This is a genomic window from Streptomyces sp. 2-1, assembly GCF_048564895.1.
GTDB lineage: Bacteria > Actinomycetota > Actinomycetes > Streptomycetales > Streptomycetaceae > Streptomyces > Streptomyces phaeochromogenes.
The window spans coordinates 980,269-1,004,560 of the sequence record NZ_CP183383.1; the positions used below are offsets into that span (position 1 = coordinate 980,269).

Genomic DNA, 24,292 nt, shown 5'->3' on the forward strand with positions numbered 1-24,292 from the left:
TGCGGGCCGGTGCGGCGTTCTCCCCGGAGACCGGATGGATCCACAGGGCCTACCCGGAGGCCGCCGCGACGACCTCGTCCTCGATCGAGCCCACGGGCGTGGAGAACGCCATCGCAGGTACGGGCATCTCGCGGGGCGTCCGCCGCGCCTCGCGCAGACTGGGCGCGGGGCCGGCCGGGACCAACGGGGCGCGCTCGATGGCTCGGGCCCGGCGCGAGAACCAGACGATCTTTCCGCCGGTGTCCGTGCCGCAACAGCCCCATCCGTCGCTCAGCGCGGCGATGCGGGCCAGACAGCCGGGCGTGGCGGACTCCGGGTGGAACCCGCCGTCGGTGTCGGCGACGGCGGTGATGAGGTGCTGGCCGTTCCACCACATCTCGATCGTGGTGTTCTTGTCGGCCGCGTGCTCCCCGATCGAGCGGAGCAGCACATCGGCGCAGTGACAGACGGGCTCGACGAGGTTCTCAAGGTTCCAGTACCGGAGATGGGCGGCCAGAATGCGCCTTACCTGGTCGACCCGCTCCGGACTGACTTCCACGTCGAGGTGGTAGTAGCAGGGCACTACGGTCTTCATCGTCGTTGGCTCCTCACCGGCGAAGCTCTTGCTCCTCCTCGCCCCCTGCGGGCCGAGCCCCGAACACGAAGCGTGAGCAGTGATCGCTCCTGAGTCAGTCCCAGAGTGGGATCGGTACTCCATTCGTGCAACACGAGAGCGCGCCTGATGTAGTTGAAGCGACAACAGGACGTTGAGTGTCACCGCGTGCACCATGGGTGAGGGCGTCGGCCGCTGTAGTCGGTCGATGCCTCTCCGTGCACGGGCCTCACGCACGATCCGGGCGAACCGTGCACATTCGAGGGAGTGGAAGGTGACCAGTGAAATGCTGCTGCCTGCCAAAACCGAGGTCGCCAGGCATCTGGAGCTGTACCGAGCCTGGGAACGCATGATGCTCGCGGCCCCCGCCGACCGTGCGGCGCGGGGCAATTTCGAGGACACGGGATACACGCTGTGCGTGCTCATGGGCAAACGCTGCGCGCGGGAGGCCGTACACGCCGCCGAGCGTTATCTGTCGGTCGGGCCGGGCGCCCGCCGCCGCGACCGGGCCAAAGGCGGCTCGGCCAACGGCAGACGCCCCGCCAAGTCCGGCAGGCCCGGCCGTTCCGACGGTCTCGCGGCAAGCCCGGTGGCGTAACGGGATCTCCGACGCTGCTGCCCGGCTCGGACCGGGCGCGAGGAACGACGAGAACGACGAGGAACGGCGGGAGCGGCGAGGACGGCGCGAACGCCGAAGAAGCAAGCACAGCGAAGAAAGCGCAGAAGTTCGCAGATGACGACGGAGGTGAGATCCATGACCGACAACCCGGCCGACGGCCGTGTCCCCCCTGTTGGCCGCGTGCCCATCGTCCCGATCGGCCGCGTCCCTGTGGTGGATGTCCGACCGGCCGTCGACCGCGGCACCCGCCCGGCGAAGGCGGTACCGGGCGAAACGTTCCAGGTCACCGCCACCGTCTTCGGCGAGGGTCACGACGCGGTCGCCGCGAACGTCGTCCTGCGCGATCCGCAGGGCCGTACGGGCCCCTGGACCCCGATGCGCGAACTGGCCCCCGGCACCGACCTCTGGGGCGCCGAGGTCACCCCCGGATCGGTGGGCGACTGGGTCTACTGGGTGGAGGCCTGGTCCGACCCCGTGACCACCTGGCGCCGCGCCGCCGGCATCAAGATTCCGGCGGGCATCGATGTCGGGCTGGTCCTGGAGGAAGGCGCCGAACTGTACGAACGGGCCGCCTCCGGAGTCCCGCACGAGGCCGGGCGAGCGGCGGTACTGACCGCCGTTGCCGCCCTGCGCGACGAGTCCCGGCCGCCCATCGCCCGCCTCGCCGCCGTCCTGACCCCGGACGTGGACACGGCGCTGGCGGACCACCCCCTGCGGGAACGGGTCTCCCAGTCGGCCCCGCTGCCTTTGCTGGTGGAGCGGGAGCGGGCGCTGTACGGCTCCTGGTACGAGTTCTTCCCGCGCTCGGAGGGCGCGGTGGTCGAGGACGGCAAGCCGCCGGTCACCGGCACGTTCCGGACCGCCGCGCGACGGCTGCCCGCGATCGCGGAGATGGGCTTCGACGTGGTGTACCTGCCACCGATCCACCCCATCGGTACGACCTTCCGCAAGGGCCCCAACAACAACCTGTCGGCAGGCCGTCAGGACGTCGGAGTCCCCTGGGCGATCGGCTCACCAGAGGGCGGGCACGACGCCGTCCACCCGGATCTGGGCACGATCGACGACTTCGACGCCTTCGTACGCACCGCGGCGGAGCTGGATCTCGAAGTCGCCCTGGACTTCGCGCTCCAGTGCTCGCCGGACCACCCGTGGGTGGAGAAGCACCCGGAGTGGTTCCACCACCGCTCGGACGGCACGATCGCGTACGCCGAGAACCCGCCGAAGAAGTACCAGGACATCTACCCGATCGCCTTCAACAAGGACATGCCGGGTCTGGTCGCCGAGACCGGGCGGATTCTGCGGTTCTGGATGGACCACGGTGTACGGATCTTCCGCGTGGACAATCCGCACACAAAGCCGGTGCTGTTCTGGGAGCAGGTCATCGCGGACATCAACCGCACCGACCCCGATGTCATCTTCCTGGCCGAGGCGTTCACCCGCCCGGAGATCATGCATTCCTTGGCGCGCGTGGGTTTCCAGCAGTCGTACACCTACTTCACCTGGCGCGACACCAAGGCCGAGCTGACCGAATACCTCACCGAACTCTCGAGCGACGACGTCGCCGCGTATATGCGTCCCAACTTCTTTGTGAACACGCCCGACATCCTGCCCGGGTATCTCCAGCACGGCGGCCGGCCGGCTTTCGAAGTGCGGGCCGTTCTGGCGGCGACCCTTTCGCCGGCCTGGGGAATGTACGCCGGATACGAGCTGTGCGAGAACACCCCGTTCCGGGCGGGCGGTGAGGACTACCTCGACTCGGAGAAGTACCAGCTGCGGCCCCGGGACTGGGCGTCGGCCGAGCGTGACGGGCGTTCCATCGCGCCTCTCATCGGTTCCCTGAACCGGATCAGACGGCAGCACAGCGCACTGCGCCGGCTCAGGAATCTCCACTTCCACGAGACCGACAACGATGCGGTGCTCGCGTACAGCAAGCACGACGAGTCCGACAGGGTATTGGTGGTGGTGAATCTCGACCCTCACCACACCCAGGAGGCCACGGTCTCGTTGGACATGCCACGACTCGGCCTCGACTGGCACGAGTCGTTCCCGGTGCGCGACGAGCTCACCGGCGAGACCTACCACTGGGGCAGGACCAACTACGTACGCCTAGCGCCCGGGCACCAGCCCGCGCACGTACTGACCGTCCTGCGACCGTCCTCACCGCCAACCGGAGGGTCACCCACACCATGATCGTCAACGAGCCCGTCCCGGACACCTTCGAAGACACCCCGCAGAAAGACCGGGACCCCGAATGGTTCAAACGCGCCGTCTTCTACGAAGTCCTCGTCCGCTCCTTCCAGGACAGCAACGGCGACGGCATCGGCGACCTCAAAGGCCTCACCGCCAAACTCGACTACCTGCAATGGCTCGGCGTCGACTGCCTCTGGCTCCCCCCCTTCTTCAAATCCCCGCTCCGCGACGGCGGCTACGACGTCTCCGACTACACCGCCGTCCTCCCCGAATTCGGTGACCTCGCCGACTTCGTCGAATTCGTCGACGCCGCCCACCAACGCGGCATGCGCGTCATCATCGACTTCGTCATGAACCACACCAGCGACCAGCACCCCTGGTTCCAGCAGTCCCGCAACGACCCAGACGGGCCCTACGGCGACTACTACATGTGGGCCGACGACGACAAGCAATACCCCGACGCCCGCATCATCTTCGTCGACACCGAAGCCTCCAACTGGACCTTCGACCCCGTCCGCAAGCAGTACTACTGGCACCGCTTCTTCTCCCACCAACCGGATCTGAACTTCGAGAACCCGGCCGTCCAGGAGGAGATCGTCTCCGCGCTGCGGTTCTGGCTGGACCTGGGCATCGACGGCTTCCGCCTCGATGCGGTGCCGTACCTGTTCGCGGAGGAGGGCACCGACTGCGAGAACCTCCCCGCCACCCACGAGGTCCTCAAGCGGGTCCGCGCCGAGATCGACGCCCACTACCCCGACACCGTCCTCCTCGCCGAGGCCAACCAGTGGCCCGAGGACGTCGTCGACTACTTCGGCGACTACAGCGCCGGCGGCGACGAATGCCACATGGCGTTCCACTTCCCCGTCATGCCGCGCATCTTCATGGCCGTGCGCCGCGAGTCCCGCTACCCGGTCTCCGAAATCCTCGCGAAGACGCCGGCGATCCCCTCCGGCTGCCAGTGGGGCATCTTCCTGCGCAACCACGACGAGCTCACCCTCGAAATGGTCACCGACGAGGAACGCGACTACATGTACGCGGAGTACGCCAAGGACCCGCGCATGCGCGCCAACATCGGCATCCGACGCCGGCTGGCCACCCTGCTGGACAACGACCGCAACCAGATCGAACTCTTCACCGCCCTGCTGCTGTCCCTGCCCGGCAGCCCGATTCTGTATTACGGCGACGAGATCGGCATGGGCGACAACATCTGGCTCGGCGACCGCGACGCGGTCCGCACCCCCATGCAGTGGACCCCGGACCGCAACGCCGGTTTCTCCTCCTGCGACCCGGGACGCCTCTACCTGCCGACGATCATGGACCCGGTCTACGGCTACCAGGTCACCAACGTCGAAGCCTCCATGAGCTCGCCCTCGTCGCTGCTGCACTGGACCCGGCGGATGATCGAGATCCGCAAACAGAACCCCGCCTTCGGCCTGGGCTCCTACACCGAACTGCCCTCCTCCAACCCCGCCGTCATCGCCTTCCTGCGCGAACACGGCGACGACCTCGTCCTGTGCGTCCACAACTTCTCCCGCTTCGCCCAGCCCACCGAACTGGACCTCCAGGCCTTCAGCGGACGCCACCCCGTCGAACTCATCGGCGGCGTCCGCTTCCCCGCCATCGGCGAACTCCCCTACCTCCTCACCCTCGCCGGACACGGCTTCTACTGGTTCCGACTCCGCGCGGTAGCTCCCCACACCAAACAGCGCTTGATGGTGTGCGCCTGAAAGGACGGGTCGCCATGCGCAAGGTCGTATCACCCCGCCCCAGCAGTCACAGTCCGGCTCTTCTGCTGACGTCTCTCGCGGGACTGCTGCGGACGTGGCTGCCGGAGCAGCGCTGGTTCGCGGGCAAGGGCCGGCGGGTCACGGAGCTGGCGCTGCTGTCGGCGACCGAGCTGCATCCGGGATGCCTGCATCTCCTGGTCAGTACGCGGCACGACACCGCCGCTCATCTGCCCGGGGACTGCTACCAGTTGCTTCTCGGTGTCCGGGAGGTCCTGCCACCACGGCTGGCCCACACCCGTATCGGCCGGGCAAGCGAGGGACCGCTGGCCGGAATGATGGTGTACGACGCCCTTCAGGAGCCCCGGTCGGCGGACCTGCTCCTGGAACGGCTGCGCACTCCGGGGACGGTGGGCCCACTGCGGTTCGAGCGCGAGGCGCATGTGGCGATCCCCGCCGGTCTCACCCCACGTCTCCTCGACGCGGAGCAGTCCAACTCCTCGCTGGTGTACGGGGATTCGTACATCCTGAAGATCTTCCGGCGGGTCCAGCCCGGCATCAACCCTGATCTCGAAGTGCCCTGGGCGCTGGCCCGGCAGGGCTGCACCCGCGTACCCGCACCTGTGGCATGGTTCCGGACCTCGCAGCCGCAGGAGGCGACCCTCGGTGTGCTGCAGCCCTTCCTGCGCGATGCCGACGACGGATGGACCCTGGCACTCGAATCGCTCGCCGCGGGACGGGACTTCACCGACGAGGCGTACGAGCTGGGCAAGGCGACGGCCGAGGTGCATCTCGCACTGGCCGGTGCGTTCGCCCTCGGCGTCCCGGTCGGACGCCGGAGCAGACGGCTCGCGGCCTCGATGAACGAGCGGCTGGACGCCACGAGCCGGTCGGTGCCGGACCTGCTGCCGTACGTGGACGGGCTGCGGGGTGCCTTCGACGCACTGGCCGCCCTCGACTCGGGCCGTCCGGTGCAGCGGATCCACGGCGATCTCCACCTCGGTCAGGTGCTGCGGGCCGGAACGCGGTGGTTCGTCATCGACTTCGAGGGCGAACCGGCCCGGCCCATCGCCGAGCGACGGCACCCCCAGCCTCCCGTACGCGATGTCGCGGGCATGCTCCGCTCCTTCGACTACGCCGCCCGCAGCCGTCGCCCGTGGCGTCCGGAGTGGGCGCGGCGCTGCCGGGACGCGTACTGCGCGGGGTATGCCGCCCAGGCACGCTGGGACCCGCGCGCCGAGCCCGAGTTGCTGCGCGCCTACGAGACGGACCGGGCCGTGTACGAGGTGCTGTACGAGGCCCGGCACCGACCCGACTGGCTGCCCGTACCGATGGCGGCGATCGCCCGCCTCGCCGAGCTCGCCCCCGCATCCTCCGGCACTGGTCCGCAGAAGCCGGTCCCGTCCTTCCACTCATTCCACAGCGCTCAAGGAGGCTGAACCCGTGGCCCGCAACATCACCGCAGCCGTGACTCTTCCGGTGACCGAGGACGTCCGGCCCGCAGCGCGGCCGTCGGCGTTCCCCATGGACGTGACGGATCGGGAGCGTCTGTTGTCGGGCGCCCACCACGATCCTCACGCGCTGCTGGGGGCCCATCCCGTGCAGGACGGGGTCGTCTTCCGCGCGTTGCGGCCGTTCGCCATGGCCGTGGCCGTGTTGTTGGCGGACGGGCGGCGCATGGAGCTGGACAGCGAGGGGGATGGTCTCTTCTCGGGTGTACTGCCGCTCGATTCGTTCCCCGAGTACACGTTGCTGGTGAAGTACGAGGGCGGCAGCGAGCTGGCAGTTCAGGATCCCTACCGGTTCCTTCCCTCGCTCGGCGAGTTCGATCTGCATCTGTTCGGCGAGGGACGGCACGAACAGCTGTGGAAGGCGCTCGGCGCCGAGCCGATGGCCCACCAGGGTGTGGCCGGCACGCGCTTCACCGTCTGGGCACCCAACGCGCGGGGTGTCCGGGTGGCCGGGGACTTCAGCCACTGGGACGGGACCGCGTTCCCGATGCGGTCCCTGGGTTCGTCCGGGGTGTGGGAACTGTTCCTGCCGGGCATCGGCGAGGGCGCGCGGTACAAGTTCGAGATCACCTCACGGCACGGCCACCGGTTCCTCAAGGCCGACCCGATGGCACGCCGGACCGAGGTGCCGCCCGCGACGGCGTCGATCGTGACGGCGTCCCACCACGAGTGGGGCGACCAGGAGTGGCTGGCGCACCGCGGGGACATCGCCGTGCACGAGGCGCCGTTCTCCGTCTACGAGGTCCATCTGCCGTCCTGGCGACCGGGGCTGTCGTACCGTCAACTGGCGGAGGAGCTCCCGGAGTACGTCAAGGACCTCGGCTTCACCCATGTTCAGCTGATGCCGGTGGCGGAGCACCCCTTCGGCGGTTCCTGGGGCTACCAGGTCACCGGCTTCTACGCACCGACCTCCAGGCTTGGTACACCCGACGACTTCAAGTACCTCGTCGACGCGCTGCACCGGGCCGGGATCGGCGTGATCATGGACTGGGTGCCCGCCCACTTCCCGAAGGACGACTGGGCGCTGGCCCGCTTCGACGGGGAGCCGCTGTACGAACCGGGCGACTCGCGCCGCGCCGAGCATCCCGACTGGGGGACCTACGAGTTCGACTACGGTCGCACCGAGGTGCGCAACTTCCTCGTCGCCAACGCGGTGTACTGGTGCGAGGAGTTCCACATCGACGGCCTGCGGGTCGACGCGGTGGCTTCCATGCTCTACCTCGACTACTCCCGCGAGCCCGGGCAGTGGGCGCCCAACGTCCGTGGCGGGCGCGAGGATCTCGCCGCGGTCGCGTTCCTCCAGGAGATGAACGCGACGGTCTACCGACGAGTGCCGGGTGTGATGACCATCGCCGAGGAGTCGACCGCCTGGGAGGGGGTGACCCGTCCCACCGACAGTGGTGGTCTGGGGTTCGGTCTGAAGTGGAACATGGGCTGGATGCACGACTCTCTCGAGTACATCGCGCACGAGCCCGTCCATCGCAAGTACCACCACAACGAGATGACGTTCTCGATGGTGTACGCGTACAGCGAGAACTACGTCCTGCCGATCTCCCACGACGAAGTCGTCCACGGCAAGCAGTCGTTGGTGTCCAAGATGCCGGGTGACTGGTGGCAGCAGCGGGCCACGCACCGGGCGTATCTCGGCTTCATGTGGGCGCACCCCGGCAAGCAACTCCTCTTCATGGGGCAGGAGTTCGCGCAGGGCGCCGAGTGGTCCGAGGCGCACGGGCCCGACTGGTGGCTCCTCGACCCGTCGTACGGGGCCGCCGCCGATCACCAGGGTGTGCGGGACCTCGTCCGGGAGCTCAATCGTCAGTACGGGGTGACGCGGGCGCTCTGGGAGCGGGACTGTGACCCCTCCGGGTTCGCCTGGGTCGCCGGGGGTGCGGCTGAGGACAATGTCTTCGCATTCATGCGGTTCGACGCGGATGGCTCGCCGTTGCTCGCCGTGTCCAACTTCTCGCCTGTGGTGCGGCACGAGTACCGGCTCGGGGTTCCGGATGACGTGCCTGCGTGGGGGGAGGTTCTGAACACCGATGCGGTGTCCTTCGGAGGCAGCGGTGTGACGGGGCTCGGCCCCGTCAAAGCCGAGGCTCAGGGGGAGCAGGGGTGGGCGGCGAGTGTGCGGCTTACGCTGCCGCCGCTGGCGACGGTGTGGCTGCGGCCGGCATAGCGTTTCTCGCCCCCGCCGCCCCTACCCATTCCCGTCCCTTTTCAGGGGCTCCGCCCCCGAACCCCCGCTCCTCAAACGCCGGAGAGGCTGGAGGGAAGTGGCGGCTGGGTGGGTGGGGGCTTGCGGGGTGGATGTGCGCGGGTGAGTCGTGGCTGGACTGCGCAGTTCCCCGCGCCCCTAGAAACCTAGGGGCGCGGGGAACTGCGCAATCTTTTGGGGGTTCGGGGGCGAAGCCCCTGAGTACGGGATGGGAATGGGTAGGGGCGGCGGGGGCGAAAAAAGCCCTACACACTCCCCCGGTACCGCCGCAACGCCGGCATCGTCGCCGCCAGCACCAACATCGTGACGACCACAAGCAGCCCGCCACCGGCGACAGCCGTACGGGCGCCCAGGGCGGAGCCCGCCGTCCCGTGGAGGACGTCGGCCAGGCGCGGACCACCCGCGACGACGACCGTGAAGACGCCCTGCATACGGCCACGAAGTTCGTCGGTGACGGCCGACAGAAGGATGGCCCCGCGGAAGACCATGGAGACCATGTCGGCAACCCCCGCGGCGGCGAGAAACGCCACCCCCACCCACAGATTGGAGCTCAGGCCGAACCCCGTGATGGCTACTCCCCAGGCGACCACCGCGGCGATGACCATGAACCCGTGCCGCCGCGCACGCGAGAACGTACCGGACATCAGTCCACCAAGCACCGCACCGATGGGAATCGCCGCGAAGAGAAGCCCGAGCGCGAGCCCCTCTCCGTACGGGGCGTACGTCTGGGCGGCCAGCTGCGGGAACAGGGCGCGCGGCATGCCGAAGACCATGGCGACGATGTCGGCGAGGAAGGACAGCAGGAGCACCTGATTGAGGGAGATGTAGCGGAAGCCCTCCGCGATCCCCCGCAGCCCTGCCCGCCCGGCGGCAGCCGTGGTGGTGCCCAGGGGCGGCAGCGCGGGGAGCCGGTAGACCGCCCATACCGTGGCGCACAGGGCCAGGGCGTCGATCAGGTACAACTCGGCGAGGCCCACGACGGGGATGAGCGCTCCGGCCAGCAACGGGCCGGCGACGAGGCCGGTCTGCATGACGGTCGAGCCGAGCGCGTTCGCCGCGGCCAGTTCGTCCTTGGGGACCAGCCGGGCGATGGAGGCCTGGCGGGCCGGGGAGTTGAGGCCGAAGAACGCCTGCTGGACGGCGAGCAGCACCATCAGGACGCCGACCGATTCGAGTCCGGTGACGGCCTGTATCCAGAAGAGCAGGGACGTGACTGCGATCCCGATGTTCGTCACAAGGAGGAGCTTGCGCCGGTCCACGCTGTCGGCGATCGCACCGCCCCACAGCGCGAAGACGACAAGGGGCAGGAGTCCCGCGAAGCTCGCGTAACCGACCCAGGCCGAGGATCCGGTGATGTCGTAGATCTGCTTGGGTACGGCGACGGCGGTGAGCTGGCTGCCCACGGCCGTGACGATGGTCGAGGACCAGAGGCGGCGGTAGGCGGGGCGGCGCAGCGGCCGGGTGTCCATGGCCCAGCGGCGCCAGCCGCCGCTTCTCTCCGGTTCTGCCGGTTCAGCCGGTACCGCCGACCCCAGCGCCCCGGTCTCCGATTCCGCGCTGTTTTCCGCACCGCTCTTGCTCGTGTCCACGCCCGTCCTGGTTCCTCGACCCGACCACTCGACCTGATTGCTCGATACATCTTTCGATTCGAGGATCACTATCGCCGATACGGGGCCGCCTTCGCCCGGCGGACCGATCCGTGGACGGGACGGGGCACCCGACAAAGCGGGCAGGCGAGCGCGTCAGCCCGTCGTGCGTGAGTCCTCGACCGTCGCCAGAAGCGCTGCCGCCTGCTCACGGGCGTGGTCGAGTGCGCCGGGAAAGATGCGGAGACCGTGGGCCACGAGGGCGCCCTCGTGGAGCAGCATCAGAGTGCGGCCCAGGGAGTCGGCCGAGGCGGGCGCGAGAGGGCGTACGAGGTCGGTGAACAGGGTGAGCATCCACTGCTTCTGGCCGGTGATGATCGCGTACGCCGGGTGGGACGTGTCGTCGATCTCCGCGTGGGCGTTGACCATGCTGCACCCGCGTGGGCTGGACGCGTCCATCCAGTCGCGCGAGGCCTCGAAGACGGCGAGAACGCCGTCGTGCGGGGTGTGGGCCGCGTCGAGGCGGGGCGTGAGGAAGGCCCGCCAGCGCTCGTCACGGTCGGCCAGGTACTCGACGACGATCTGATCCTTCGAACCGAACCGGTCGTAGAGCGTCTTCTTCGTGACACCGGCCTCGGCGGCGATGAGGTCGACGCCGACGGCGTGGATACCGCGGTCGTAGAACAGCCGCCCGGCCGCCTCCAGCGCCCGGCGGGCGCCGGGGGTCAGCGGCACTCGGCGCGGCCCGTTCGAGGCGGTCGACGAGATCGGCGTATTCGACGTGCTCGGCGTGCTCGGCGTACTCGATGGGTTCCGCGCGCTCTGCGTGCCCTGCGCGCTCTGCGTCTTCGAGGTGCTCATTCCTCCAGAGTAGACCGATCTGTATACTCGGTGCCAGGTATACAGATCGGTCTACTCGTGTCGGTCGTCCGGCCTTGGAGGTGTGCGGTGTCGTGAACATCCTGTTGTCGATCGCGTTCGTCGGGGCCTGGAGCTCCGGTTTCATCGGGGCCAAGCTCGGATCGGGCAGCGCCCCCACCGTCACGCTTCTCATGTGGCGCTTCCTGCCACTCGCCGTTGTCCTGGGCGTCATCGCGCTGACCGCGACGCGGGCTTCGTGGCGTGGGCTCACACCCCGCGTTCTCGTCCGGCAGGCCGCCGTGGGGGCGCTGTCGCAGAGCGGCTATCTCCTGACGGTCTACTACGCGATAGAGCTGGGCGTCTCCAGCGGTACTACGGCTCTGATCGACGGCACACAGCCCTTGGTGGCCGGAGCGCTGGCCGGGCCGCTGCTGGGCCTGCCGGTGTCGCGCAGGCAGTGGCTCGGACTGGGGCTGGGCGTGACCGGTGTCGCCGTCGTCACCGTGGCCGACGCGGGCGCCGGGACGGGCGTCGCGTGGTGGGCGTATCTCGTGCCGTTCCTCGGCATGCTGTCCCTGGTGGCGGCGACCTTCCTGGACCGCCGGTCCCGTACGGACGTCCGTCCGATGGTGTCGATGACGGTCCACGCCGTCACAAGTGCCGTCGTGTTCACAGCACTTGCCGCGGCCACCAGCGCGGTGACACCACCCGCGAGCGGTTCCTTCTGGACCGCGGTGGTGTGGCTCGTGGTGCTCTCCACGTTCGGCGGGTACGGGCTGTACTGGCTGATCCTGCGGCGGTCGGGGGTGACCAAGGTCAACACCCTCATGTTCCTGATGGCCCCCGTCACGGCCGTTTGGGGTGCGCTGATGTTCGGCGAACCTTTCGGGACGCAGACGGTGGTGGGACTGGCACTCGGCCTCCTGGCCGTCGCCGTCGTCCACCGAGGAGACCGCCACGACCACCACGACCACCACAGCCATCACGACCGCGACGACCGCCACCTTGACGACCAGGACCGCCAACAGCCTCCGGCCCCGGGGCCGTTCACGCCCCGGCGATCAGGCTGGCACCGAGCGCGATCATCATCGCGGCGACCAGAGCGTCCAGTACGCGCCACGCCGACGGCCGGGCCAGGAAGCGGCTGAGCAGCCGGGCGCCGAAGCCCAGGGCGGCGAACCAGACCAGGCTGGCGAGGACGGCACCGAGGCCGAAGGTCCAGCGCAGCGGGCCGCGGTCGGCCGCGATGGAGCCGAGCAGGAACACGGTGTCCAGGTAGACGTGCGGGTTGAGCCAGGTCATCGCCAGACAGGTGAGTACGGCCCGCCGTCGCGAGCCGGCCGTCCCCGTCTCCACGATCAGCGCCGAGGGCCGGAACACCCTGCGTACGGCGAGACAGCCGTAGGCGATGAGGAAGGCGCCGCCGATCAGCGCGACCGCGGTCAGCGCCTCCGGCCAGGCCACCACCACCGCCCCGACACCGCCGACGCCGAGGGCGATGAGTGCCGCGTCGGACAGGGCGCAGATGCCCACCACCGCGAGCACGGCGTCCCTGCGGATGCCCTGCCGCAGGACGAAGGCGTTCTGTGCGCCGATGGCGACGATGAGGGAGAGGCCGGTACCGAACCCGGCGGCAGCGGCGGTCAGAGTGCTGGTCACAGGGACACGCTAGGAAGGCGGCCGTCAAGAGTACAGCTAAAGATTCTTACGTATCATTAGCGCTCGTGATGACAGAGCTTCCCCTCGACCAGGTGCGTACCCTGCTGGCCGTCGTCGACGAGGGCACGTTCGACGCGGCGGCCATGGTGCTCCATGTGACGCCGTCGGCGGTGAGCCAGCGGGTCAAGGCGCTCGAACAGCGCACGGGGCGTGTCCTGTTGATGCGCACGAAGCCGGTCCGGCCGACCGAGTCCGGCGAGGTCGTCGTGCGGTTCGCGCGCCAACTGGCCCGCCTCGAGGACGAGGCCAGGACCGAACTCGGCATGTCGGGGTCCGCCGAGCCGACGCGGCTGTCGATCGCGGTGAACTCCGACTCGCTGGCGACCTGGTTCCTGCCCGCGCTCGCCCGCGTACCGGAGGAGCTCGGCCTCTGCTACGAGTTGCGCCGCGAGGACCAGGACCACACTGCCGCGCTGCTGCGCGAGGGGCTGGTGATGGCGGCGGTGACCTCGTCGCCGGAGGCGGTGACGGGTTGTTCCGTGCGGAGTCTCGGGCGTATGCGGTACGTCCCGGTGGCCGGCCCCGATTTCGCCGCGCGGCGGCTCGGCGGGTGGCCGGACACGCCCCTGCGGGATGTGATCGGCGACGCGCCCGTGGTGACCTTCGACCGACGTGACGATCTCCAGGACGCGTTCGTCCGGGGGCTCAAACGCGGTCGCGGCACGGCGAGTTCACTGCGGCATCTCGTGCCGACCTCGGAGGGGTTCGTCGACGCCGTCGCGGCCGGAATGGGATGGGGCATGGTTCCCGAGGTACAGGCGGCGCCGCTGCTCGACTCGGGACGGCTCGTCAATCTCGCGCCGGAGTCGAAGATCTACATTCCCTTGTACTGGCAGCAGTGGAAGCTCGACTTCCCGGCGCTCGCCGCCGTGTCAGAGGCCGTCGCGGCTGCGGCCTCCGAGGCCCTGGACTCGGGACGAGGCCGCTGATCCTCGACCAGAGCGGCTCCGACCAGAACGGCTCTGACCAGAACGGCTCTGCCTTTCCAGGCGTCAGGAAGCCGGGCCCTGGCCCGCTTCCCTCTCCAGGAAGCTGATCACCTGGGCGGCGAGACCGTCTGCCGCGGATTCGGGGCGGGCGCCGACGCCGACCGCCGGCTCGTGCAGGCCGATGCCGCCGGACCAGAGGTAGCGCTCGGTCCACTCGTCGTCGACCTTCAACTGGACCTGGATGTCCACGTAGGAGAGGCCGCTTTCGGGAGCCGCGGCGAACAGGACCGCGGTAGCCCGCCGCAGTGGATAGACGTCGAAGCCCTCGATGAACTGCGAGTTGCGCCAGTCCAGAAACGCGCTCTCGCCGTCGGTACCGATACGGATGTCGAGCTGGCCGTCTTCGAGATGAATGCCGAAATGCTCGGTCGTCCGGTTTTCGACGGTCACCCGGAATCGGAAGTAGATCAGGCCCTCGGCCGCGTCGTCACGCCCGCGCGGCGGCTCCGCCTTCTCCAAGCCATGAACGCGAATGCGCAGGCCGGCATGCTCATCGTCGTACTCCTGCCAGTCCCCGACCACATTCGGCTCGTACACGGTTCACCTCTCGACCTCAGAGGGCTGCTGTCTATCCCTGAGCGCGACGAGGTGTCAAATGAGCAGAATGGGCGTTGGCCAGGGATTTTACCCGGCTTGATCGCTGATCAAGCCGTGCCCAGCCAGAACCCCTCTCACAGGCGTCACGGCCGCCGCCGCGGCGTGCTGCACATCACGTCCCCCGGCCCGGGCCGGCGACGCGGCGCCCGGCGGCGCCGGTGCCGGCCAGGGCCCCACCTCCGGCGCCAGATGCTGTGCGCTGCATTTGAGCCAACCAAGTGGACTTCGCAGGCCGAATAAGGCCGCTCGCATTTCCCTCACATTTTCGCTGTTGATTATTGAATCGATTGAATGCCAGAATCCGTTCAGCCTCGCCGACATACCCCATCGGCCGGGCCGTCCCGGTTGATCGGGTGAGGATTTCAGTGGCAATTCTGGCCGATTCCCGACCCGCTCGATCCAGAAACTTGAGCCGCGTTCAGCAATGCCTCTTGAGCTGCACTCTTATTTGATAAGGCACGGTATGCCACAACACCCAAGCCCGTACTACGGTTCCCCTCCGGACAGCACGCAGTCCGGAACCGTGGCCCGGAACAAGATCGGTTCGCATCCCGACTTCCGCTCCCTGCGCGGCGCCCAGCGCAGATTCGGGGCGGTGGCGCTGTCGATCTCGGTGGGCGGGTTCCTGCTGTTCGTGCTGCTGTCGAGTTTCCTGCCCGACGTGCTCAATCGGCCGCTGTTCGGTCATGTGACGCTGGGACTCGCGGGCGGGGTGGGGCAGTTCGCCGTGATGGCCCTGACCGCGTGGCGGTACCTGGTGCACATGGAGCGGCGGGTCGACCCGGCCGCCGACCGTCTGCGCGCCGAGATGCACCGCGACGCTGCCGCGCGGGCCCGGGTCCCTCAGCAGCAGAGGCGGTTCGGCGGATGGTGACACTCCCCCAGGACCACCTGGTCACTCTCTCCGCGGGCGTAGTGGGCGGCTTCAGCCTGAAGCTGACCTTCATCCTGTTCGTGTCGGTCGTCGTGGTCAGCATGTTCACCGCGCTCATCATCGCGCCGCAGGGTGACGAGATCAGCGAGTTCTATCTCGGCAACCGCACGATGACACCGCTGCGCAACGGCCTGGCGATGTGCGGGGACTATCTCTCCGCCGCCACCCTGCTCGGCAGCACCGGTCTGGTCGCACTGACCGGGTACGACGGCCTGCTGTACCTCGTGGGCACCAGCGTGGCCTGGGTGATGGTGCTGCTCCTGATCGCCGAACCTCTGCGCAACTCCGGCAGGTTCACGCTCGGCGACACCCTGGCACTGCGTCTGCCGCGCAGCCGGCGCTCCGTCCGCCTCGCCCTCGCCTTCTGCACGCTGACCATCACCGTGCTGTATCTCGTCGCCCAACTGGTCGGCAGTGTGGCCCTGTTGACGCAGTTCCTCGGCGAACCGTCCAGCGCCACCCGCACCCTGTGCATCGTGGCCATCGGCACCTTGGTCGTGCTGTACGTGGCGCTCGGCGGTATGCCCGGCGCGACCTTCATCCAGATCGTCAAAGCCGTCATGCTGGTCGTAGGTGTCGCGGTGACCGCCGTCATGGTGCTGCACCGCTACCAGTGGAACGTCGACGACCTGCTCGGCGGAGCCGCCTCCGGCAGCGGGATCGGCCAGCGGTTCCTGGAGCCCGGGTTGCGCTACGGCGGCAGCACGGCCAGCAAGCTCGACTTCTTCAGCCTGCAGATCGCCATCGTGCTGGGGCTGGCCGCACTCCCCCACGTGATGATGCGGCTGCTGGCCCCGAGTGCCACCCGGGTGCTGCGGCGCTCCATCCTGTGGGCCATGGGCCTGGTCGGTTTCGTGTGCCTCGCCGCCGGCGTACTCGGCCTCGGGGCGACGGCGATCGTCGGCCGTGACGTCATCGCGGACATCGACGCGAAGGGCGACGCCGCGGTGCTGCTGCTCGCCCAGGACCTCGGCGGCGCCCTGCTCACCGCGCTCATCTCCTGTCTGGCGTTCGTGACGCTGCTGGCCGTGGCCGCGGGCCTCACCCTCGCGGCGGCCTCCTCCCTCGCGCACGACCTGTACGCGGAGGTGATCCGCAAGGGCCGGGCGAGCCAGCGGGAGGAGCTGACCGTGGCCCGGCTGTCCGCCGTCGTGATCGGTGTCCTGGGGATGCTGCTCGCGCTCGTCTCCTGGGGGACGAACACCGCCACCCTGGCGTTCCTGGCCTTCGCCATCGCCGCGTCCGCGATCCTCCCGACGATGGTCTACAGCCTGTTCTGGCGCCGCTTCAACGCGCGCGGGGCCCTGCTCAGCCTGTACGGCGGCCTCGTCACGTCCGTGCTGCTGGTCGTCTGCTCGCCCGTCGTCTCCTCCAGGCCCGGCTCGTTCTACCCGGACGCGGACTTCGCCTTCTTCCCGCTGCAGAACCCGGGCATCGTCTCCGTCCCGGCCGGGTTCCTGCTGGGCTGGCTGGGCACCGTCCTGGCCTCCCGCCCCAAGGACACCGAGCCGTCCGAGACGTACGAGAAGTTCGAGGTCCGTGCGGTGCTGGGGGTGGATCAGCCGGTCTGAGCCGAGTCGCGGGCGCATCTCCCACCGGGGTCCAGCGGGTGACAAAACAGACGTCCATGTTGACGAAGGGGACGTCGAGGTGCGGAGATGCTCCTGCGACATGACGGCCGACCATAAGGGCAGGGCAAGCGAGCGATGGCATTGCAGATCAGCGCCACCAACCCGGAGCATCCCGCGCTCCTGCTCGACCTGCCGTGGCAGCTGCCCCTGGAGGAATGGCCGGAGCACTATCTGGTGCCGCTGCCGCGGGGTATCTCGCGGCACGTCGTGCGTTACGCGCGCGCCGGGGCGGAGGTCGTGGCGGTCAAGGAGCTCGCCGAGCGGCCCGCCCTGCGGGAGTACGAGCTGCTGCGCAGTCTCGACCGGCTCAACATCCCGTCGGTGGACCCGCTCGCCGTGGTCACCGGCCGCACCGACGAGGGCGGCGAGCCGCTGGAATCCGTACTCATCACCCGCCATCTCGGCGGCTCGATGCCCTACCGGTCGATGTTCGAGACGACCATGCGGCCCGCCACCATGCACCGGCTCATGGACGCGCTGGCCGTGCTGCTCGTCCGGCTCCACCTCGCCGGGTTCGCCTGGGGCGACTGCTCGCTGTCCAACACGCTGTTCCGGCGGGACGCGGGCGCGTACGCCGCGTATCTCGTCGACGCCGAGACCGGGGAGCTGCATCCGCAACTGAGCCCCGGGCAGCGCGAGTACGACCTGGACCTCGCGCGCGTGAACATCAGCGGGGAGCTGCTGGACCTGGAGGCGTCCGGCGCTCTCCACCCGTCGGTGGACCCGATCGAGTTCGGTATGGAGATCTGCGCGCGCTACAACCGGCTGTGGGAGGAGCTCACCCGCACGTCCGTGTACCCGGCGGGCAAGCACCACTACATCGACCGCCGCATCCGCCGCCTCAACGACCTCGGTTTCGACGTCGCCGAGATGCAGATCGCGCACTCCTCCAACGGTGACACCGTCACGTTCGTGCCGAAGGTCGTCGACGCGGGCCACCACCAGCGCCAGTTGCTGCGGCTGACCGGGCTCGACGCCGAGGAGAACCAGGCGCGGCGGCTGCTCAACGACCTGGAGGCCTGGATGGCCACCCAGGACGACTACGCGCCCGGCGACCCGCTCGCCGCCCGCCCGGAAGTGCTGGCCCACCGCTGGGTGCGGGACGTCTTCCGGCCGACCGTGCGCGCCGTCCCGCGCGAGCTGCGGGGCTCGATGGATTCGGCCGAGCTCTACCACGGGCTGCTCGAACACCGCTGGTACCTGTCCGAGCGGGCCCAGCACGACATCGGCCTGGACACGGCGGTCGAGGACTACGTCAAGAACATCCTGCCCCCGATGCGGGACGCGCTGCCGCCGCCGACGGACGACGCCGCGCCCTCGGTCTGAGGCGGGCGGTCAGGCCGGCGGGACGACCGCCACCGGGCAGGGCGCGTGGTGCATGGCCGCGTGGGCCACCGAACCCACCCGCGCGCCGACGGCGGAGCGGTGCGCGCGCCGGCCGACCACCAGCAGCTGGGCCGGCGCCGCCGCCGTGAGCAGTACCTCGCCAGCGCTGCCCATCTCGACGTGCCGCGTCACCCGCACGTCGGGGAACCTCTCCGTGAAAGGCAGGAGCGCCTCCGAGAGTGCCTTCTCCTCGTACTGCTCAAGTCCCCCGGCCTCGTCGGCGAGCCTCAGCGAGCCGGGGCTGAAGGTGAAGACGGTGGGCAGGCTCCAGGCCCGTACGACGCGTACGGCGGCGCCACGTGCCGCCGCCGTCTCGAACGCGAACTCCAGTGCCGCCGCGCTGTCGTCCGGGCCGCCCTGCTGCCCGACGACGATCTCGCGCCCTGCCGCCTCGGACTCGGCGAGATCCCCGGCGCGTACGAGGACGACGGGCCGCGCGGACTCGGCGACCACCTGCTGGCCGACGGAACCGAGCAGGAAGCCGACGATCGCCCCGTGCCCGCGGGTGCCGAGCACCAGCGTCTCGGCGTCCGCCGCCTCGGCGACCAGCGCCTCGACCCGGTCGCCTTCGAGGAGGTCGGTGGTCACCGGCAGGTCCGCGTGCCGGTCGGTGACCTCGCGTGCGGTCTCCGCCAGCGCGTCCCGCACGTCCCCGGTCCGGTCCTCGCCGTCGGACTTCTCCCAGGCGTGCACCACACGCAGCGCCAGTGAACGGCGTACCGCCTCCCTGGCCGCCCAGTGCACGGCGGCCAGGGATTCGGCGGAACCGTCTACTCCCACGGTGATCGGGCGGGTCATGTGACAGCCTCCGTCGCGTTGGTTGATGTGCCCACGCTACAGAGCCATTACGCCGGCCCGCACGGCGGTGCTGTCAGCTCGTCAGCAGGGCGAGTTCGGTGCCCCCGAGCAGGAAGGCCCCCACGCCGAAGTCCGAGGTGCTGTCGTACGTGACGGGCTGGCTGGACTCCGGGCGGTCACCCACCTTCTGTACGTAGCCGAGGAAGCCGTCGGGGTGGACGGCCGTGGTGACGAGGCCCTGCCATGCCCGGGTCGCCACCGGCAGGAACGCCGCCCGGCGGACGAGGCCGGCACGGATCGCGTACGCCGTGCCGTACAGGAAGAAGGACGTACCGCTCGTCTCGGGGCCGGGCAGATGCTCCGGGTCGGCGAGGTTGACGTTCCAGAAGCCGTCCGTGCGCTGTGCGGCGGGCAGGGCGGTGACCAGCCGGGTCAGGGTGTCCCGGTACTCGCCGGTGTGCCGCTCCGACCGGGGCAGGGCCTTGAGGGTCTTGACGTGCCCGCCGGCCACCCAGCCGTTGCCGCGCGACCAGACCACCGGTTTGCCGGTGGGCGAGACGATCGCGCCGGGCAGGAACCGCTTGTCGCGGTACCACAGGCCGGTGCCCGGATCGAGGAGACCTGGCCCGCCCTCGACGCGCTTGGTGTGGCCGTAGAGGGCGTACAGCTTCTCCCAGTACCGCGGGTCGTTGCGGAGGACGCCGAGGCGGGCGAACGGCGGCATGCCCATATGGAGGGCGTCGTCCCACCACCAGTCGTCGTTCTTGCCCGGCTGGTCCGTGAGAACCATGCGGCGCAGGGACGCCTCGATCGCGGCGAGTTTCCCTTCCTCGGGCTCGATCTCGTAGAGGTCGAGGTATGCCTGCCCTGCGTTGTGGTTGTCGGCATGGCGGGTCGTCACCCCGCCCCGCAGGCCGTACGCGTGCTTCTCGGCCCAGCCGCGCGCGTACGCCAGGTAGCGGGGGTCGCCCGTCAGCCGGTGCAGCGCGAGGAGTCCGCTGAAGAACGTCGCGTTGGCCCAGCCGTTGTCCCCCGGGTCCGTGTGCGTGGCGATCCAGTGGTCGGCGACCCGGCGCAGGACGGCGAGGATCTCGGCTCTCGTCGGCAGCGCCGGGGCCGTGCGGGCGGTCGCGGTCGGGGTGGTGAGGAGGGTGGCGGAGGCCGCGAGGGCGGTCCCGCCGGTGAGTAGGCGACGTCGGTTCACTGGGTCAACTCCTCTGTGTGTGGGGCACATTGGGGCGATGTGTCAGTGCGGTGCGTCAGTGCGATGCGTCAATGCCGTATGTCAGTGCGTTGCCGCGGCGCTCCTCCTCGGCGCGGTGCTCATGCGGAGCATTCGAGGCTCTTGAGGTCAACGGCGTCGGCCATCGCCTGCATGCCCTTGTCGTTGGGGTGCAGCCGGTCGCCGCCGTCGAAGACGGGGAGGATGCGCTCGTGGTCGTAGGGGCTGCGGAGGATGCGGTCGAAGTCGGTGACGGCGTCGAACTCCCCGCTGTCCCGGATGAATTGGTTGATCTCCTGGCGTACGGACTCGGCGGCGGTGTCCCACTCGTACCAGCCCTTGAAGGGCGCGACGGTGGCTCCGACGACGCACTTCCCGGCCTCGTGGGCGCGGGCGATGATCTCGCGATAGCCCTTGATCATGTCCTGGGCCGTGACGCCGGAGTGGGCCTTGATGTCGTTGACGCCCTCGAAGAGGAACACCGTGCGGACGCCCGGGAGGGAGAGGACGTCCCGGTCCAGCCGGTTGAGGGCGCTCTGCCCGGCGCCGTCCGCGAGGACCTTGTTCCCGGAGATGCCCTCATTGGCAACTCCCCTGACCTGACCGGTCGTTGCCCGCAGACGACGGGCGAGGTAGTCGGGCCAGCGGCGGTTCAGATCGCTCGTGGACTGCCAGCCGTCCGTGATGGAGTCGCCGAGCGCGACCACGGCCCCGGTGGCCGAACTCGTCCGTACGGACACGGCGTCGAGGTAGAACCAGGAGCCGATCGCCTGGGTCCAGGAGGCCGCGGCCTCCTCGCCCGTGTGGTCGCCCTCCGCCGCGTACGAGGTCTGCATGGCCATGGAGTGCCCCGTGGCCGTGCCGCTCGCCTCGCTGGTGTGGATGCTGACGGCCAGGTCGGTCGCGGCGGGCAGCTTGCCGGGGAGCGGGTCGCTGTACGCGGTGGCCCCGGCGGGGACCGTGACGGAGCGGGAACCGCCGAAGGTCAGCCGCTTGTTGGTGCCGCGGACCACCGTGGCGCCCTCCTGCCGGATGCCGGCGTAGACGCTGTCGAACGTCAGCGGCCGGTCGCCGAAGGCGTTGGAGAGCCGGATGCGCAGGTCGTCCCCGGCGACGCTGGTGCGCACGATCAGGCGGTAGCTGCGGTCGTTGACGGCGTCGCCGATACGGTCCGCGCTCGCGCCCCAGGTGACCACGTCGTGCCGCTGCGCGGCGGCTTCGGCCGTGGTCGTGTGCGTATCGGCCGGCTGCGCCGCCGCGGGCGTCACCTGGACGCCCGCGGCGATCAGCAGCAGGACGGCCAGGCGGCCCGCACGAGCGAACCGGGCCGTCATCGGGCGAAGTCCCGCAGCGTGACGGACCCGCCGGGCTTCAGCGTCACCGTGCGGGACGTGTTGCCGTACGCCACCGTCGTGGTCCGGCCGCCGACGCTGTGGATCCGGGCCTCGGTGGGCTTCCCGTCGCGCCAGCGCAGGTCGATGGTGAATCCGCCGCGGACGCCGACCCCCGTGACGGAGCCGGACTTCGCCCAGGCGTCGGGCAGGGCCGGGAGCAGTTCCAGGTGGCCCGGTCGGGAGTACACGAGCATCTCGATCATCGCCGCGGGTGTGCCGAAGTTGGCCTCGATCTGGAAGATGCCGCGCCCCTTCTCCACTTCGTAGATGTCGAAGAGGTTGGGGGCGGTGCCGTTGCCGCCGTCGATCGACGGGCGGAGGTTGTTGACGACCAGCTGGTAGGCCTTGTCCGCGTCCTTGAGCCGGGCCCAGCACAGACTGCGCCAGGCGTTGGCCCAGCCGAAGCTCTCCATGCCGCGCGCGGCGAGCAGGGCCGTGGCGCCCTCCACGATCTCCGGCGGGGTGGAGTCGTCGGGGCGGATCCGGTCCCCGGGGAAAAGCCCGATCAGCGGGGACAGGTGGCGGTGGGTGGTCTCGCCGAGGTTGTCGGGCGACATCCACTCCTCCAGCCAGCCCGTCTTGGGGCTCACCTTCGGCATGTACAGCCGCTTCTGGAGGCCACCGATCTTCTTCGCGTAGGCGGAGTCCTTCTTCAACTCCTTGGACGCCGTGAGGAAGTGGTCGAACAGCACCCACACCAGTTCCTGCGCGTACGTCATGCCCTTCGCGTCCTGCGGGCCGTGCTCGGGCGACCAGTCGCTGTCGTCGATGAGCACTTCCTGCGAGGTGCCGGGGAGCGTCGTGGTGATCAGCCGCGCCTCCCAGAACTCGCAGGCACCCTTCAGGAGCGGGTAGATCCTCGCCAGATGGGAGCGCGACCGGGTGAACTCGTAGTGCTCCCACAGGGTCGTGCACAGCCAGGCGTTGCCGGCCGGATGCCACCACCAGCCGCTTCCGCCATGGATGTTGGTGGAGAAGGCGACGGCCCAGCCGGCGACCTTCCCGGTGGAGTTGCGGAAGCGGTTGCGCGGGTCGTTGTAGAGGTCGTTGGTGAGCTTCGTCCAGGACGGGAACTGGGCGAGGCAGTAGTCGGTGAGCGCGTCGAAGCACTGGGACAGCCCGGCGCGGTCGGCCATCCAGTAGTTCATCTGGATGTTGATGTCCGTGTGGTAGTCGCCCATCCAGTCCGGGTCGTTGCCGTCGAGCCACAGCCCCTGGAGGTTGAGCGGGAGGCTGCTGCGGGACCCGGAGATCATCAGATAGCGGCCGAACTGCAGGTAGGCGGCCTCCAGTTCGGGATCGGGCTCACCGTCCCGGGCTCGCGCGCCGAGACGGTCCCAGGTGTCGAGTGAGCGCTGCTCGTCCGACGACGTGCCGAGCGAGATGTCCAACTGCTCGAACAGCTCGCGGTGGTCGGCGACATGGGTGCGCAGCAGGGTGTCCGCCGAGTGGTCCGCCGCGTCACGGACCTTCGTACGGGCCAGCCGCTCGGGGTCGAGGGACGGATCGCGGTAGCCCTTGGCGGCGTCGGGCGCGTAGTTGGTGCCGCCGCTCATCACTACGGTCAGTTCCCTGCAGCCGGAGAAGTCGATCCGCGGGCCGTTCACCCGGACGCTGCCGCCACTGCTCGACGCCTTCACGGCCGCGCCGTAGCGCAGACCGTTGGGGAAGGCGGCCCCGAAGGAGGTGCCCGTCACGCTCTCGTCGTGCGTCCCTTCCAGGGTGATGCTGCCGGTGTATCGGCCGCCGCCGCTCTGCGTGAAGTGCAGGACGATCGCGTCGTCGGGCCGGCTGGCGAAGATCTGCCGCTCGTACGTCACTCCGGAGCGGACGTACGACGTGGTCACCACGCCCTGCGCCAGGTCGAGGGTGCGGCGGTAGCCGTTCACGGCGCCCAGGTCGTGGTCGGGGATGTCGACGGTGAGGCGGCCGAGGAGCGTGAAGGACCCGAAGTTCTCGCGGTCGTAGGGGAATTGGCCGTCCGAGTCGAGCTTGTCGTTGAGGCCGCCGGTCCACATGGTGGCGTCGGTGATCAGGAGGAGCTCACGGCCGGGGTCGTTGCTCGCGAGGGCGCCGAGGCGGCCGTTGCCGACGGGCAGGCCCTGTTCGATCATCGAGTGCTCGTCGCCGGGCGCCTGCCACCACAGCTGGTTCCGTGAACTCCCCTTCGGGAGCGGGGCGTCGACGGGCCGCTGAGGTGCGGCCGACGCGGTGAAGGCGGGCAGGCCGCCGAGGGCGGTGGCGACGCCGGCCGCCGCGGCCAGTGAGAGAAGTCTTCGCCTGCTGGGCTCGGTCGGGTTGCTGTCCATGGTGCGGCTCCAGGG

At 69.5% G+C, this 24,292-nt stretch carries 19 protein-coding genes; 10 read left to right on the forward strand and 9 right to left on the reverse strand.

Annotated features, from left to right (window positions below):
• Positions 1-49: 49 nt before the first annotated feature.
• Positions 50-574, reverse strand: a complete 525-nt coding sequence (locus ACN20J_RS04470; RefSeq protein ID WP_190231338.1) for a pep a2 — start codon at positions 572-574, stop codon at positions 50-52.
• A 304-nt stretch (positions 575-878) separates the two neighbouring features.
• Between ACN20J_RS04470 and ACN20J_RS04475 the strand changes: the two genes are divergently transcribed.
• The 5 genes from ACN20J_RS04475 (at position 879) to glgB (ending at position 8,812) form a co-directional block, all read left to right on the forward strand.
• Entirely contained in the window at positions 879-1,190 is a 312-nt protein-coding gene (locus tag ACN20J_RS04475) for a DUF5133 domain-containing protein (protein WP_189841969.1), read from the forward strand.
• A gap of 156 nt (positions 1,191-1,346) precedes the next feature.
• Complete coding sequence (locus tag ACN20J_RS04480; RefSeq protein WP_419665288.1) at positions 1,347-3,401, forward strand: alpha-1,4-glucan--maltose-1-phosphate maltosyltransferase; 2,055 nt, start codon at positions 1,347-1,349, stop codon at positions 3,399-3,401.
• Entirely contained in the window at positions 3,398-5,128 is a 1,731-nt protein-coding gene (treS, locus tag ACN20J_RS04485; protein ID WP_419665289.1) for a maltose alpha-D-glucosyltransferase, read from the forward strand. Before ACN20J_RS04480 ends, treS begins: the two co-directional genes overlap by 4 nt.
• Before the next feature lie 14 nt (positions 5,129-5,142).
• On the forward strand, positions 5,143-6,564 hold the full coding sequence (locus ACN20J_RS04490) for a maltokinase N-terminal cap-like domain-containing protein (protein WP_190228301.1): 1,422 nt from the start codon (positions 5,143-5,145) through the stop codon (positions 6,562-6,564).
• Between the two features lie 85 nt (positions 6,565-6,649).
• On the forward strand, positions 6,650-8,812 hold the full coding sequence (glgB, locus tag ACN20J_RS04495; RefSeq protein WP_419668832.1) for a 1,4-alpha-glucan branching enzyme: 2,163 nt from the start codon (positions 6,650-6,652) through the stop codon (positions 8,810-8,812).
• 284 nt (positions 8,813-9,096) lie between these two features.
• Here the strand turns inward: glgB and ACN20J_RS04500 are convergent, their stop codons facing one another.
• A complete protein-coding gene (locus ACN20J_RS04500) occupies positions 9,097-10,440 on the reverse strand; it encodes an MFS transporter (protein WP_419665290.1) in 1,344 nt (447 codons plus the stop codon).
• A gap of 153 nt (positions 10,441-10,593) precedes the next feature.
• Positions 10,594-11,166: a TetR/AcrR family transcriptional regulator gene (locus ACN20J_RS04505; protein ID WP_246575111.1), complete on the reverse strand. Its 573-nt coding sequence runs from the start codon at positions 11,164-11,166 to the stop codon at positions 10,594-10,596.
• A gap of 224 nt (positions 11,167-11,390) precedes the next feature.
• On the opposite strand from ACN20J_RS04505, the gene ACN20J_RS04510 reads away from it, so the two are divergent.
• Positions 11,391-12,446, forward strand: a complete 1,056-nt coding sequence (locus ACN20J_RS04510; protein ID WP_419665291.1) for a DMT family transporter — start codon at positions 11,391-11,393, stop codon at positions 12,444-12,446.
• Here ACN20J_RS04510 and ACN20J_RS04515 read toward each other — a convergent pair.
• Positions 12,346-12,957 (reverse strand): LysE/ArgO family amino acid transporter, encoded by a 612-nt coding sequence (locus ACN20J_RS04515; RefSeq protein ID WP_189839171.1) that lies wholly within the window; start codon positions 12,955-12,957, stop codon positions 12,346-12,348. The genes ACN20J_RS04510 and ACN20J_RS04515 overlap by 101 nt on opposite strands.
• 65 nt (positions 12,958-13,022) lie before the next feature.
• Between ACN20J_RS04515 and ACN20J_RS04520 the strand changes: the two genes are divergently transcribed.
• Positions 13,023-13,946 carry a LysR family transcriptional regulator ArgP gene (locus ACN20J_RS04520; RefSeq protein ID WP_246575047.1) on the forward strand — a complete coding sequence of 308 codons (924 nt, stop codon included), beginning with the start codon at positions 13,023-13,025 and terminating at the stop codon, positions 13,944-13,946.
• A 63-nt stretch (positions 13,947-14,009) separates the two neighbouring features.
• On the opposite strand, the gene ACN20J_RS04525 is transcribed toward ACN20J_RS04520, so the two are convergent.
• Positions 14,010-14,543, reverse strand: a complete 534-nt coding sequence (locus ACN20J_RS04525; protein WP_419665292.1) for a hypothetical protein — start codon at positions 14,541-14,543, stop codon at positions 14,010-14,012.
• Between the two features lie 583 nt (positions 14,544-15,126).
• Between ACN20J_RS04525 and ACN20J_RS04530 the strand changes: the two genes are divergently transcribed.
• The 3 genes from ACN20J_RS04530 to ACN20J_RS04540 all read left to right on the forward strand — a co-directional run bounded on the left by ACN20J_RS04530 (position 15,127) and on the right by ACN20J_RS04540 (position 18,494).
• A complete protein-coding gene (locus tag ACN20J_RS04530; RefSeq protein ID WP_246575048.1) occupies positions 15,127-15,477 on the forward strand; it encodes a DUF485 domain-containing protein in 351 nt (116 codons plus the stop codon).
• A complete protein-coding gene (locus tag ACN20J_RS04535) occupies positions 15,471-17,108 on the forward strand; it encodes a cation acetate symporter (protein ID WP_419665293.1) in 1,638 nt (545 codons plus the stop codon). The genes ACN20J_RS04530 and ACN20J_RS04535 overlap by 7 nt, the downstream gene beginning before the upstream one ends.
• Before the next feature lie 135 nt (positions 17,109-17,243).
• The gene (locus ACN20J_RS04540) at positions 17,244-18,494 is read left to right on the forward strand and encodes a DUF4032 domain-containing protein (RefSeq protein WP_190228777.1); all 1,251 of its coding nucleotides are present in this window, start codon (positions 17,244-17,246) and stop codon (positions 18,492-18,494) included.
• A gap of 9 nt (positions 18,495-18,503) precedes the next feature.
• Here ACN20J_RS04540 and ACN20J_RS04545 read toward each other — a convergent pair whose 3' ends face one another.
• The 4 genes from ACN20J_RS04545 to ACN20J_RS04560 all read right to left on the reverse strand — a co-directional run bounded on the left by ACN20J_RS04545 (position 18,504) and on the right by ACN20J_RS04560 (position 24,277).
• The gene (locus tag ACN20J_RS04545; RefSeq protein ID WP_419665294.1) at positions 18,504-19,352 is read right to left on the reverse strand and encodes a universal stress protein; all 849 of its coding nucleotides are present in this window, start codon (positions 19,350-19,352) and stop codon (positions 18,504-18,506) included.
• Between the two features lie 73 nt (positions 19,353-19,425).
• Positions 19,426-20,556, reverse strand: a complete 1,131-nt coding sequence (locus tag ACN20J_RS04550) for a glycoside hydrolase family 88 protein (protein ID WP_419665295.1) — start codon at positions 20,554-20,556, stop codon at positions 19,426-19,428.
• A gap of 119 nt (positions 20,557-20,675) precedes the next feature.
• Complete coding sequence (locus tag ACN20J_RS04555) at positions 20,676-21,908, reverse strand: SGNH/GDSL hydrolase family protein (protein WP_419665296.1); 1,233 nt, start codon at positions 21,906-21,908, stop codon at positions 20,676-20,678.
• Positions 21,905-24,277, reverse strand: coding sequence for a glycosyl hydrolase family 95 catalytic domain-containing protein (locus ACN20J_RS04560; RefSeq protein ID WP_419665297.1), 2,373 nt, complete (start codon positions 24,275-24,277; stop codon positions 21,905-21,907). Before ACN20J_RS04560 ends, ACN20J_RS04555 begins: the two co-directional genes overlap by 4 nt.
• Positions 24,278-24,292 lie beyond the last annotated feature (15 nt).